The 12,478-nt window shown below is 48.0% G+C and carries 15 protein-coding genes and 1 pseudogene; 4 read left to right on the top strand and 12 right to left on the bottom strand.

Features of this window, described 5'->3' with window-relative positions; translation table 11 throughout:
* Window positions 1-23 precede the first annotated feature (23 nt).
* The 4 genes from Q0224_RS06555 to gap all read right to left on the bottom strand — a co-directional run bounded on the left by Q0224_RS06555 (window position 24) and on the right by gap (window position 3,251).
* A complete protein-coding gene (locus Q0224_RS06555; RefSeq protein WP_297950016.1) occupies window positions 24-146 on the bottom strand; it encodes a hypothetical protein in 123 nt (40 codons plus the stop codon).
* Window positions 147-341: 195 nt separating this feature from the next.
* A complete protein-coding gene (locus Q0224_RS06550; protein ID WP_297950014.1) occupies window positions 342-1,037 on the bottom strand; it encodes a triose-phosphate isomerase in 696 nt (231 codons plus the stop codon).
* Window positions 1,034-2,245 (bottom strand): phosphoglycerate kinase, encoded by a 1,212-nt coding sequence (locus Q0224_RS06545; protein ID WP_177386771.1) that lies wholly within the window; start codon window positions 2,243-2,245, stop codon window positions 1,034-1,036. The genes Q0224_RS06550 and Q0224_RS06545 overlap by 4 nt, the downstream gene beginning before the upstream one ends.
* Before the next feature lies 1 nt (window position 2,246).
* The gene (gene gap, locus Q0224_RS06540; RefSeq protein WP_297950012.1) at window positions 2,247-3,251 is read right to left on the bottom strand and encodes a type I glyceraldehyde-3-phosphate dehydrogenase; all 1,005 of its coding nucleotides are present in this window, start codon (window positions 3,249-3,251) and stop codon (window positions 2,247-2,249) included.
* A gap of 138 nt (window positions 3,252-3,389) precedes the next feature.
* On the opposite strand from gap, the gene Q0224_RS06535 reads away from it, so the two are divergent.
* Both Q0224_RS06535 and Q0224_RS06530 read left to right on the top strand, forming a co-directional pair.
* Entirely contained in the window at window positions 3,390-3,767 is a 378-nt protein-coding gene (locus tag Q0224_RS06535) for a hypothetical protein (protein ID WP_297950010.1), read from the top strand.
* 377 nt (window positions 3,768-4,144) lie between these two features.
* Entirely contained in the window at window positions 4,145-4,588 is a 444-nt protein-coding gene (locus tag Q0224_RS06530) for a hypothetical protein (RefSeq protein ID WP_297950008.1), read from the top strand.
* Window positions 4,589-4,689: 101 nt separating this feature from the next.
* Here the strand turns inward: Q0224_RS06530 and Q0224_RS06525 are convergent, their stop codons facing one another.
* The 6 genes from Q0224_RS06525 to Q0224_RS06500 form a co-directional block, all read right to left on the bottom strand.
* Window positions 4,690-4,971, bottom strand: coding sequence for a barstar family protein (locus Q0224_RS06525; protein WP_297950006.1), 282 nt, complete (start codon window positions 4,969-4,971; stop codon window positions 4,690-4,692).
* The gene (locus tag Q0224_RS06520) at window positions 4,968-5,711 is read right to left on the bottom strand and encodes a ribonuclease domain-containing protein (protein WP_297950004.1); all 744 of its coding nucleotides are present in this window, start codon (window positions 5,709-5,711) and stop codon (window positions 4,968-4,970) included. Before Q0224_RS06520 ends, Q0224_RS06525 begins: the two co-directional genes overlap by 4 nt.
* A 2-nt stretch (window positions 5,712-5,713) precedes the next feature.
* Complete coding sequence (locus Q0224_RS06515; RefSeq protein WP_297950002.1) at window positions 5,714-6,277, bottom strand: DedA family protein; 564 nt, start codon at window positions 6,275-6,277, stop codon at window positions 5,714-5,716.
* A 478-nt stretch (window positions 6,278-6,755) separates the two neighbouring features.
* Window positions 6,756-7,337 (bottom strand): lipid-binding SYLF domain-containing protein, encoded by a 582-nt coding sequence (locus Q0224_RS06510; protein ID WP_297950000.1) that lies wholly within the window; start codon window positions 7,335-7,337, stop codon window positions 6,756-6,758.
* A 10-nt stretch (window positions 7,338-7,347) separates the two neighbouring features.
* Complete coding sequence (rny, locus tag Q0224_RS06505) at window positions 7,348-8,901, bottom strand: ribonuclease Y (protein WP_297949998.1); 1,554 nt, start codon at window positions 8,899-8,901, stop codon at window positions 7,348-7,350.
* The gene (locus Q0224_RS06500; protein ID WP_297883084.1) at window positions 8,834-9,451 is read right to left on the bottom strand and encodes a 5-formyltetrahydrofolate cyclo-ligase; all 618 of its coding nucleotides are present in this window, start codon (window positions 9,449-9,451) and stop codon (window positions 8,834-8,836) included. Before Q0224_RS06500 ends, rny begins: the two co-directional genes overlap by 68 nt.
* 80 nt (window positions 9,452-9,531) lie before the next feature.
* On the opposite strand from Q0224_RS06500, the gene Q0224_RS06495 reads away from it, so the two are divergent.
* Both Q0224_RS06495 and ftsY read left to right on the top strand, forming a co-directional pair.
* Window positions 9,532-10,113: a TlpA disulfide reductase family protein gene (locus tag Q0224_RS06495; protein WP_297949996.1), complete on the top strand. Its 582-nt coding sequence runs from the start codon at window positions 9,532-9,534 to the stop codon at window positions 10,111-10,113.
* Window positions 10,113-10,976, top strand: coding sequence for a signal recognition particle-docking protein FtsY (gene ftsY, locus Q0224_RS06490; RefSeq protein ID WP_297949994.1), 864 nt, complete (start codon window positions 10,113-10,115; stop codon window positions 10,974-10,976). Before Q0224_RS06495 ends, ftsY begins: the two co-directional genes overlap by 1 nt.
* A gap of 235 nt (window positions 10,977-11,211) precedes the next feature.
* Here ftsY and Q0224_RS06485 read toward each other — a convergent pair whose 3' ends face one another.
* Both Q0224_RS06485 and Q0224_RS06480 read right to left on the bottom strand, forming a co-directional pair.
* A complete protein-coding gene (locus Q0224_RS06485) occupies window positions 11,212-11,664 on the bottom strand; it encodes a hypothetical protein (protein WP_297949992.1) in 453 nt (150 codons plus the stop codon).
* A gap of 24 nt (window positions 11,665-11,688) precedes the next feature.
* Window positions 11,689-12,478, bottom strand: a pseudogene (locus Q0224_RS06480) (hypothetical protein); the annotation flags it as partial.

The following is a 12,478-nucleotide window of genomic DNA, read 5'->3' as shown; positions in this document are numbered from 1 at the left end:
GCCTTTTTTTCCTTTTAAAATCATTATTTCTCCTTTCTATTTTTGCTTGGCTTTTGAGCGTCTTTGAATGAGTTTTGATTTTGCTCCCTGCGACAGGCTATATGCCTAGTCTTGGTCGCAAAATCTGCAACAACATTCAAATCCATCTCAAAATCCTGCGCAATTTGACTTAAAATTCTATAAATTAAAATTTGCAAAATCTCGCGAAATGCCAAATTTTAAACGTAAATCGACAAGCGGAAATATCGCTAGGCGGATTTAAATGTTTTGAAGTAAATTTCGTCCCAAGACTAGGCATATAGCCTGTCGCAGGGCGAAATTTACAAAATCATTTAAAGACATCAGCGAGATGACGCGCTAATAAGTTCCAAGAAACTAGAGGCGTCCCAGCTCGCAGTCCCTACCAATACTCCGTCGCAATTTTTAATCCCCGCTATCCCGCCGATATTTGCGACGTTTACGCTGCCTCCGTAAAGTAGCGGCGCGGGGCTTTTAGCACGCAAGAAATTTAGCATTCTTTCGATCTGCTCGCACTGCGCGCTTCTGCCCGTGCCGATCGCCCAGACGGGCTCGTAGGCTAGTACTAAATTTCGGTATTTCAGATCAATACCCTCAAGCTGTGTCGCTACAAACTCCTCGCTGCGATCTTGCGCGAATGCCGCCTCATCCTCGCCGACGCAAAAAACGATGCGCCAGCCCTGCGCTGCGGCAAAACTGAATTTCTCTCTTATCAGCTCCGCGCTCTCGCCCAAAATGGCGCGCCGCTCGCTGTGACCGATAAGAACGGTTTTGACGTCAAATTCCGCCAGCATATCGCCGCCGATCTCGCCCGTAAAGCTGCCGTGTGCGGCAGGATAGAAATTTTGCGCGCCTTGAGTAAAATTTTTCACCCTCGCGCAAAATGCGCTAGCGGGAGGAAAAACCAAAATTTCATCTTCGCGCGAAATTCCGCCCGCTAAGCCTTCATCTAAAGCTTTAGCGTACCGCTCAAAACTAGCGCGAGTATGGTTGCATTTAAGATTCGCTGCCAGTATCATCGCAGCTCCGTTTTAGCAGTAAGCACTCGCACGCCCGGTAGCTCCTTGCCCTCGATGAGTTCTAAGCTCGCACCGCCTCCGGTAGAAATAAAAGTCATATCATCGGCGTTGCCCGCGCGTTCGACGACATCTGCAGTATCGCCGCCGCCCACTACGGTCGTGGCGTCGCTATCTGCGATCGCGTGCGATATATGCAGGCTGCCGCGAGCGAATTTATCGATCTCAAAAACCCCCATCGGTCCGTTCCACCAGATCGTTTGTGCATCGTCTAAGGCTTCTTTAAAAAGCGCTACGGTCGCAGGCCCGATATCTAGCCCCATCCAATCGCTTGGAATTTCTTGGACGGTAACCTTTTTTGTAACGGCGTCTTGCGAGCATTGCGGAGCTGCGACGGCATCGACGGGGATATAAATTTTGACCCCAAGCTCGCGAGCATTGCGGAGAATATTTTTTGCTTCCTCGATTAGATCCTCTTCGAGCAAAGATTTGCCGATGTCATATCCGACGGCTTTTAAAAACGTAAACGCCATGCCGCCTCCGATGATGAGCTTATCGACTTTAGGAAGTAAATTTTTAAGCGCCTGAAGCTTGCCGCTTACTTTGCTGCCGCCCGTTACCGCTACAAAAGGACGCGCAGGATCTTTAATAAGGTCTTTGGCAAATTTTATCTCTTTTAGCAGCAAAAATCCCGCCGCTTTGTGTGCCTCATCGTAGAATTTCGTAATCGCCTCTACCGAAGCATGCGCGCGGTGACATACACCAAAAGCGTCGTTGATATAAAATTCCGCGTAGCTCGCAAGCCTCTTAGCTAATGCTTCGTCATTTTTGCTCTCGCCCTTTTCGAAGCGCAGATTATCCAGCAGAAGCACTTCGCCCTTTTTAAGCGAATTTACCGCAGCTCCAGCTTCCTCGCCCGCGACGTCGGAGACAAATTTTATCTCGCGCTCCAAAAGCCTAGATAGCCTCTTTACCACAGGCTTTAGGCTAAGTCTTTCTTCGTATCCGTTTTTCGGGCGCCCTAAATGACTGGCTAAAATTACCGCGCAGCCCTCGTCTAAGCAATATTTAATCGTAGGGATAGACGAACGAATGCGACGATCGTCCGTAATATTGCAAAACTCATCCATCGGCACGTTAAAATCGCACCTGATAAAAACGCGCGCGCCGTCTTTAAATTTCAAATCTTTAATCGAAAGAATTTCGCCCATCTTATTTCCTTCTTTTTGCCGCATATAGGGCTAAATCGATGAGGCGCTCACTATATCCCCACTCGTTGTCATACCAGCTCATCACTTTTATCAGATTGCCGTCAATTACCTGCGTGCAGTCGCTAGCTACGATACTGGAGTATTCTGAAGTACAAAAATCGCTGCTGACACGGCTATCGTCGTCTACGAGCAAAATTCCTTTCATCTCTTTAGCAGCATAGCGGCGGAAAATTTCATTTAGCTCCTCAGCACTCGTCTGCTTACGCGTTAGCACCGTTAGATCAACCATCGAAACGTTAGCCACCGGCACGCGCACCGATTGTCCGTGCATCTTACCGCTTAGCTGCGGAAGTACCTTACTAATCGCTTTTGCCGCGCCCGTCGTAGTCGGAGCGATATTAAGAGCCGCGGCGCGTGAACGGCGGAAGTCCTTGGCTTTTACATCGACTAGACTCTGTCCATGCGTATAAGCATGAATTGTCGTCATCAGGCCCTTTTCGATGCCAAGCTCATCGTCTAAAATTTTTGCAATCGGAGCCAGGCCATTAGTGGTGCAGCTAGCATTTGAGATGACGCGCTGTCCTGCATAAGCGCCCTCATTAACGCCGATTACGAAAGTAGGCGTATCATCCTTGGCAGGCGCGCTCATTACGACTACACCGATATCGTTATCTATGAACGGCTTGCATTTTTCGCTCGTTAAAAACGCACCAGTACATTCAAGCACAACTTCTGCACCATCGCCCGCAAAATCAAGCTCCGCAGGCTCTCTGGTGGAATAGACGCGGATTTTTTTGCCGTCTACGGCTATGCATTCGTCGCTTAGAATTTCTACTTTTTTACGAAACTCGCCGTGAACGGTGTCGTATTGAAGCAGGTATCTCGTAAGCTCGCGCTTAGCGGTATCGTTGATCGCTACAAGCTCCACATCGTCCCTGCTTAGCGCAATTCTAGCCGCGCACCTACCGATCCTTCCAAAGCCGTTAATTGCGATTTTTACTGCCATAAGGTTCTCCTTATTTGGGATGTTTTCAGCTGGAATTTTACTAAATTTGGGTTAATCTTTGATTAAATAAAAAGTCGCGAAATCTAGGATTTACTTTTTGGCTATATAATTCGCGAACTTTTTTTTAAAGGAGAAAAAATGAGACGAATTGTATTCTCGTCATTAGCGGCAATCGCGCTTTTAAGCGGATGCAACCAACCTAAGGCCAATACGGCTCCGCAGCAAAAGCAAGAGTCTGTAGCGCACACGATCGTATTTCTGCTAGGAGAGACCGGAGATAAGCGCATCAGCCTTAGCTCGAACGATATGTTCGCAACGGGCGTGCTAACCGACGAAAAAGGTAAAAAGCATAATCTTAAACGCGCGGCTTCCGCAAGCGGTATAATGCTTACGAACGCCGAAGGCATCGAGCTTCTTTTCAAACGCGGAGAGGGAGTGTATACGCCGGGCAAAGGCAAGAAGGATATTCCGGTAACCTACACCGAGCACGAGCACAAAAGCGGCGAAATGATGTAGCCACGGCGGGGTTAAATTTAAGCGCCCTGAAAAGCGAATTAAATTTAACCCCTCGTTTCTAATTTCGGCTTATTTATCCCTAGCAAAATTTAACTCTCGTTTCCGTCTCTTTGATCTGTGATGAAATTTAACCTTTTATTTTCGCTTCTTTCATCTACGCAAATTGAGCTTTTTTGCGAATTTAAGTTTGTGCTCACTGAAAGCAAGCTCCGCAAGCTCGAAATCCTCAAATTTTAAAAATCTCCATTTAATTTGCGCTCTACCTACGAATTTTTAGTTTTAAACCGAATTTCACTTCAAATTCGATAAACTGCGCTGAAATTTTAGTAGGCCGGTGCAAATACGGCGCAAAATAGATCATTTAGCGAGATTGCCGCATGGATAGCATTAAATTTTACCTAAACGATTACGAAATTGAGGGTGAAAGCTTTACCGAAGTCGTCGTTGCGATAAACGGCGAGCCTCTGCTCGAGCTAATTAGGCGGTGTGAGCAAAGCTTTGCCGCAAAGGACGGGCAAGCTAGCATCGCGGGAAGCTACGCCTACTTAAACTTGATCGATTTTGAGGAGCTATTTTTACGTGTGGCGCTTGAAGCCGATTTGGCGCAAGATGAGCGAGATGTCGTTCTACTGGGCTGTCCGTGCGGGATCTGGAGCTGCTGGTATCTCGCGCTTAAGATTAAATTTGAAGCGAACGCGGTTAAATTTAGCGACTTTGCAAACCCGCGCCGCAGAGATTGGCGGTATGGGCTTGAGTTTAAATTTGACCGCGCGAGCTTTGTGGGTGAAATTTCTAAAATCGCCTCTTTTAATAAGCTCTAAAATTCGGCAAAATTTAACGGTATGCTCGAAACTGCGCCGAAACAAACCTACCTTTTCCTCGGCAAAATTTAGCTTTAAAGCGAAATGGCTGCCGCGCGAGCTCATAAGATTAAAATTTTCGCCTCGCCACTACGCAAAACATCCAGCAAAATATCATAAAATTTGCCCAGCCTTAGTTTTAAAATTCCGCCCCTTTTGATGATCACGAAGACCCGCCCGCCCCGCTCGCCCAGCGCGTCATAGAGCGCGTCTAAATTTGCGACGTATTCGGGCTCGAAATTTAGCGCTGCGGCAAACAGCGCGAAAATTTGATCTTTGCGTCTGATCTTTGCGCCGTCGACGATGATCTTTGCGGCGCTGCGCGTTTTAAAATTTAAACTCATTGCACGCGCTCAAAGCTTTCATAATGATCGGCGGTGTAAAAGATCAGCCCGTCGTTTGAAAATATCAGCCGCTTCGCGCCGCGCGGGCCGCCGCGATACTCGATGTCGCACTCGCGCCAAATCCGCCCCTTTTTATCAGGCAGCCTGCGCTCAAAATTGCCGAAGCGATCGCCGCCGATGCTCTTGCCGCGCGCGTATCGCCACAGATCGCCGCCCTGCCAGCCGAGCTCACCGGCCTGCTTTTTCGTGATAAAATTTTGCGGCAAAGCGCCCGTACGGCGGATATGAGCGCTCACACACTCCCTGCTTATGCAGGGCTCGTCTGAGGGCTGATTTTTAGAATTTACGGCGGGATTTTGCGAGTGCGAAGCTTCATAATCTGCGCTGCTCCGCCTGTGGATATCCGCCTCGTCTTTAGAATCTGTCGCGGCAGGCTCATTTACTTGCGGATGAGATTTTAAATCTCCTAGATCTGCTCCGCGCTCTGCCCCGCCGTCTGCGCTTCTTGCACCGCTCTCATCTTTTGCACCGACGCTACTTGCAGGATTTTGTGAGCTTGAAATTTTACGATCGGTGCCGCTTGCAGAATTTTGCACGCCGCTTTTACGAGAAGCGGCATCCAGGGTTTTAGAGGTAAAAATCCGTTCATCTTTAGCTGCGGGGCTGCGCGAATTGGAGATAAAATTTAGCGCTAAAAGAAGTGCTGCGAAAATTGCGAGCGGGATCAGCTTTTTTGTCACCGCTAGCCTCTTTTACGCGTGGCGAAGCGAAAATACGCGACGATTATCGCGGCGATTGCAGCCAAAATTAGCGGCGCGATCCACGGAGCTTCTTTTATCCGCTCGTAAAGCCCGCGCACGAAATCGCCCGCGTAGTAGCTCAGTAGCCCCACCACGAGTGCCCAAATGAGCGAGCTTACGGCATTGATGACGCTAAATTTTAAAAACGAATATTTTGTGATACCGATCGCGATCGGTACGAGGGTTTTGAGGCCGTAGATGAATTTTTTGATTAAAATTATGCGGTCGCCGTATTTACGAAACAAAATCTGCGCCAGAGCGAGGTTACGGCGCTGTTTGCGCAGATATGGCATGATCTCTTTTTTATTGTAGCGGCTTACTAAAAACAGCCCCGAATCGCCTATAAAGTTCGATATGCAGGCGATTACGATGCATAAGACGATATTGAGCTCGCCAGCAGAGCTTAGCACGCCCGCTGCTGCAAGCGCCAAAAATCCTCCGCCCAGCGAATACAAAAACAGTATCAGATACCCCCACGTATGAAGGTTTGCAAACATCGATTCCATCGAATCCTTTCATTAGATCGTATAAAATTCTATAAATTTTGACTAAAGCAGCTTTAAAATTCGGCGCGAAAACTTCACTCCAACATCCCACGACGCCACTTGATTTTGCTGCGACATTAAATTTAAAATTCCGCACGGCTGTCGCGAAATATAAAATTTCGCCGCAAAATATCAAGCGAAATTCTAAAATAAAATTTCTAGCATCAAGTAAAATCACCGCAAAATTTAGCGGTAAAATTTTGCGACTATAAATTTAATGACAAAATTTCGACTTCTTTAGAATTCAAAGTAACTTGCGAATTACGAAGGATTTACGCGATATCCTCAAATGCCTCCCACTCCGCGAATTGCAATAAAATTACACACCTAAGTCTATTATTCTGCGGAATTATGCGAGCAAAATTCCAAGCCGTTAATAAAACGCCCATAAAGCAAAATTTTTCGCTAAGCTATGCGCCTTAGCATCTTTAGCTAAATTTTACTCATCTGCGCCGATTACGCGCATCAAAAACGTATAGTCGTCGCCGTTAGGATCAAAGGCGCGGTCGTTTTTGGTCTCCAGCACCGAACCACCCAGGCTCACACCCGCAAATAGCCCACCTTTATTTGTAAAAACGTACATATCCTGATTTAGCACGTCCAGCGCGCCCGAATCCGCGCTGTAATTGCCCGCAACCGCCGTCGCATCGCCCGAGAGCGTGATTTGGGATTTTCGCATCTTTTCGATCACGTCGTCATTCATCACGAAAATGACTAAATAATTATCCTCGTAACCGATCTGAAGTCCGATGCTGGCGCTGCTGATCTCCGCGCCGCTTACGCTACGCGCGCCGTCGTTATTGTAGACGATGATCCCCTCGCCATACATTCCGCCTATGATGAAGCCCAGCTTCTTGACACTCGGAAATATCACTATCGCGCGGGCTTGCTGCGCTAGGTATTTGTATTGCGCGTTCGTGCGCATCACCGACGAATAGGCACTCGCGCTATCAATGATGAGCTCATCCTCGGCAAATGCCGCGCTAAAAAGCAAAAATAAAGCGATTATAAATTTTTTCATTTCATACTCCTTATTTGGCTATCTCGACCGCGCGAAGCTCGCGTATGACGTTAACCTTGATCTCGCCTGGGAATTGAACCTTGTCTTGGATATCAGAGGCGATCTCTTTAGCGACCAAAACCGCCTCGTCGTCGTTCATAAGCTTGGCGTTTGCGATGACGCGAATCTCGCGACCTGCGTTGATCGCGTAGGCTTGCTTGACGCCGGTTTTACTCATCGCGATCGCTTCGATGTCGCTAACGCGCTTTAGATAGCTCTCTAGCACCTCTCGTCTAGCGCCCGGGCGCGCAGCACTTAGCGCGTCTGCGGCACAGACTGCAGCGCTTTCCACGCTGGTAGCCTCCTCGTGACCGTGGTGGGCGTAGATAGCGTTTATCACCACCGGATGCTCTTTGTAGCGGCGGCAAACCTCGGCGCCAAGATCTACGTGCGAACCCTCGTATTCGTGAGTTAGCGCCTTGCCGATATCGTGAAGTAGGCCCGCTCGCTTGGCCAGCTTTTGATCTCCGCCCGTTTCTGCGGCGATGATGCCCGCAAGATGTGCGACCTCAAGGCTGTGCGCAAGGGCGTTCTGCCCGTAGCTGGCGCGAAATTTAAGCTTGCCGATGAGTTTTAAAATTTCGGGATGAATTTTGCTAAGACCTAGATCCATTACGATATTTTCGCCCTCTTCGGCGATGCTAGCTTCAAATTCGTCACTTACTTTTTTGTAGATGTCCTCGATGCGCGCAGGTTGAATTCTGCCGTCTTCGATAAGAGTTTCGATGACGCGAACTGCGATGGCGCGGCGGTAAAGATTATGTGAGCTCACGATGATCGCATTCGGGGTATCGTCGATGATGACGTCCACGCCAAGAGTCATCTCAAGCGCCTTTATATTGCGCCCCTCCTTGCCGATGATACGGCCTTTGAGCTCGTCGTTTTTGATATTTACGACGTTGATAAGCCGCTCTGCCGCAAACTCGCCCGCAAAGCGCGACGTAGCCTGCGCCAAAATATAGTTCGCTTTTTTTCGCGCCTCTTTTTTGGCCTCCTCTTCATATTTTCGCACGATGTGAGCGATGTCGGTGCGGCTTTGCTCCTCGACCTTCTTAAGCACCTGCGCGCGCGCCTCATCCTGAGTAAAACCCGCCACGCGCTCAAGCACCTTAAGCGCCTCGGAGAGCTTCTCTTCATAGCTTTTCTTTAAATTTGAGCCCTCTTCGTAGAGGAATTTAGCCTCTTTTTTGGCGCTTTCGAGCTCTTTTTTGCTGTCTTTTAAAATCTCTTGCTCGGTTAGAAGCGCGTGCTCCTTTTTGCCGAGCTCGTCAAATTTAACGTTAAATTCTTTCTGCAGTTTGCTTGCCTTATCTTCGTATTTTTTCTTAGCTTCAAACTCCGCTTCCTGCACCGAAATTTTAGAATTTCGCAAGATGCCCTCGGCTTCAAATTCTATAGCTTTGGCTTTAGCTTTAGCTTGTTCTACGAAAAAATCGTAATTGGCGTTATTGATCTTTCTAGCTACTAAGTATCCTATGCCAGCGCCCACCGCAAGAGCGCACAAGGCGATTAAAATCTCTATCATACTTTCCTCTTTTTAGGTAATTTTGGCTCGGAGTTATGTAAAAATCACCCTTTACGTCGTGATCAAGCGATAAAATTTCGCTGCAAAAGCAGTCTTTTATACTCACGAACGCGATTGCGGGCTTAAGCTTCAGACCTGAAAAAAACATATCGTAAAATCCTTTCCCATGTCCTATTCTAGCCATTGCGCCATCCACTCCGATAGCTGGAACCACGGCTAGATCGACCTTTTTAAAATACCCGTTTTGCGGAAGCGTCTGGCGCAACCCAAAGCGCGAAATTTTAAAAGGCTGGCGCAATCTTACCATTTTTAAACTAATATCCACCATAAACGGAACGTAAAATTCGCAGCTTTTTGATAGCTTTTTTCTTAAAATCAAAACGTTCGGCTCGTAGCTCATCGGCAAAAATATCAAAATTTTACGCGCTTTTAAAAATTTTATCAGCCGCTCCAGCCGCCATAAAAGTGCGTAATGCTCGCATCTAGCCGCGCGCGCGGCGTGAGATTTTAGACGCGATTTGCAAATTGCTCTAAATTCATTCTTTTGCATAGCTTAAGCCTTTTATAAAATTTTAACGCTTATTTTAGCTAGTTTTTGTATAATCTTGCGATTAAATTTTAAGGTTTATTATGAAATTTCGTTTTTTTCTAGCACTTTTTACGGCTGTTTTGTTTCTTGCGGGTTGCGGCGATGATGAGGATAAAAAATCAAGCGATACCCCGACCGAGGCCAACGCCACGCAGCCGCAGCCCGAAACCGAAGCCGTGATCCAGGTCGATTACACCGCACCATTTTCTCTTCAACTGAATAACGGCAAAATTTTAAATATGCAAAAGACAAAGCAGGGTTTTCGAATCGATAATAACTCCACCGTGACGCTATTTGCGTTTTTTACGCCGTGGTGCGACGCCTGCGCCGTGCAGGTAAGCGCGCTAAATGCCGCCAAACAAGCCTACTCCGGCAAGCTTGACATAATCGGCGTAATGATCGGTGACGCAAATTTAGACGATGCAAAAACCTATGCAAGCGCGCACGAGGTAAATTACGCGATCGCTTACGGCGAAGGAACGGACTTTTTTACAAAAGCGCTAGGCGGCATAAACGAAGTGCCGTATATGGCGATATACGACGAAAAGGGCGAGTTTAGCGCGCAATATTTCGGGCTGATGCCGGAAGAAATTTTAATGACCGAATTGGAGAAAATTTTTTGATGTTCGAATTTTTTAAAAAAGGGCTTAGCAAGACCATAGACGCGATGCGAGGCGCGAAAAGCGAAGATAAAATTTCAAAAGAAATCCTAGAAGAGATGCTGCTTGAAGCCGACGTAGGCTACGAGCTCGTGGAAGAAATTTTAGAAAAACTTCCCGAAAAAAAGCTAGTCGCAAAAGATGATCTCAAGGGCGTTTTGAAGAACTATTTCGATTACGAGATCGCTAAAGCCGCAGATGAGAAGCCGTTCGTAGAGCTCATCATCGGCGTAAACGGCGCGGGCAAAACTACGACAACCGCAAAGCTTGCAAATTTATATAAAAACAGCGGCCAAAGCGTGATTTTAGGCGCATGCGATACCTTTCGCGCGGGCGCGGTCGAGCAGCTGCGCAAATGGGCGCAGATTCTAAATTTACCGATCGTAGCGACCGCGCAGGGGCACGATCCCGCGGCCGTGGCGTTTGACACCGTAAGCTCGGCAAGCGCCAAAAACATCGATCGCGTCCTGATCGACACCGCCGGACGCCTGCAAAACCAGAAAAATTTAGCCGCGGAGTTAGAGAAGATCGTGCGAATATGTGACCGCGCAAAAAGCGGCGCACCGCACCGCAAGATCATCGTGCTCGATGCCACTCAGGGCAATCACAGCGTCGCGCAAGCCAGGGCGTTCAATGAGATCGTAAAGCTCGACGGCATCATCATCACGAAGCTCGACGGCACGCCCAAAGGCGGCGCACTTTTCGCCATAGCGCGCGAGCTTCGGCTACCGATACTTTTCGTCGGCGTGGGCGAGCGGATGGAGGATTTGGCGGAATTTAACTCGGATGAGTTCGTAGAAACGCTTGTGGAGGGAATTTACGCCTAGGCTCTGCGTAAATTTATATTCATATTCTCGCCAAAGAAGTTTAAATTTACGCGCCGAAATGCTCGGCAAATTTTGCCGCTTTATTATCTTAGAATAAATTTTACTTAGAATTTTACGATTTTCGTTTTAGAATTTTACAAAATTTTAGCTCACGCACTGCATAAAAAACGCGCTCGTCCGCGTCCATTCGCACCAAAATACGCAAAATCCCTCCGCCATCAGCAAAGCAGCGCGCTCATAAGAATTCCTCAATGATTTCGAGCTGTTTAAATTTTACGGTTATCCTCTGTCCGCTCGCAAAGATAAAATCATACACGCAAACGCCTCTAGGCTTTAGCGAAAATTGATGAACTATCAGATCGTTATTTTTAAAGCTCTTATCATCCGTTTTGAAGCGGACGGCTAGGACGTTTTTGAAAACAAATTTAAAATTTCTATCTCCATATGGCGATAAAAATTTCATTGCTAGTCTATCTTCGTTTTTTAAAATGCCAAATTTAAATTCAGTCAAAACGGCGTCGTGAAGGGTCTCTTTCGCATTAAACAGATACCTTTTCGGATCCAAGACAAACTGCCTGATAGGCTTTGCTATTTCGTTTTCATTCTCGCGAAGCGACTTAAAATAATCGTCAAAATACCAAACATTGCCCCTTCTTTTTATTTTCGCCGTGATCATCCGTCCGTCCATTTGCGCATCTTTCCAAAATTTCACTCACGTGCACTGCATAAAAAACGCGCTCACCCGCGTCCGCTCGCACCAAAACACATATAAAATCCCGCCGCTGCCGAACAACAGCTCGCCGCCTTGCTCGCAGCTTGGAAGCTCGCTGTCAAGCTGCATCAAAAACTCCATCTTTTCGCCGCATATCGGACACGTCGGCACCAAGGCACCCTGTATCCACGAAGGCTCGCCGCCGATGCGCGCGAGGTTTTGCCTACTGTTTGACAACCCCCAGTCCTGAACCGCCCAGCGCGCCGGCGTGGGCGCAAGTGCTACTTCGCACTCCTTTATCGGTTCGTCAAAGGCGTATTCCACCTGCGTCCTATTTCCGATACGTCGTGGCATACCCTGCGCGTCGTGCTCGCAAAAGACTATCTCGCCTTCGTTTATCTCTCTAACATGCGCGGCTAGGCTTAGGCGCGGCAGCGATCGCACGGGCAAGTCGCGAGGTAGCGGATCAAGCGTGATGAGATGAAATAGCGGATTTTGCGCATCGCCGTCCGGCTCGCCCAAGACCCCGCCGAGTTTATAGCCCGCCTCGCCGCTCTCAAGCCGCCAGGTCGGATGGTGTTTCGCCAGATGCGGCGCGTAGGACGCGCCGAAGTAGCCGCGCGGAAAGATTATGTGATACGCGCGCTGCCCGCAGTATCTTTTGAGCCTGAATTTCTCGCCGCCAAAGCAAATTTCATCGTCCGGCGTTTTTTGTGATTTATCGGCGGTTGGCTCGTTTGAGTTAAATTTAGAGTCGTGTTCAGCTGCGCCCGCTTTAAAATTTTGGCTC

Source organism: uncultured Campylobacter sp., from assembly GCF_938002845.1.
Lineage (GTDB): Bacteria > Campylobacterota > Campylobacteria > Campylobacterales > Campylobacteraceae > Campylobacter_B.
This window is presented reverse-complemented; position numbering and strand designations above follow the sequence as displayed.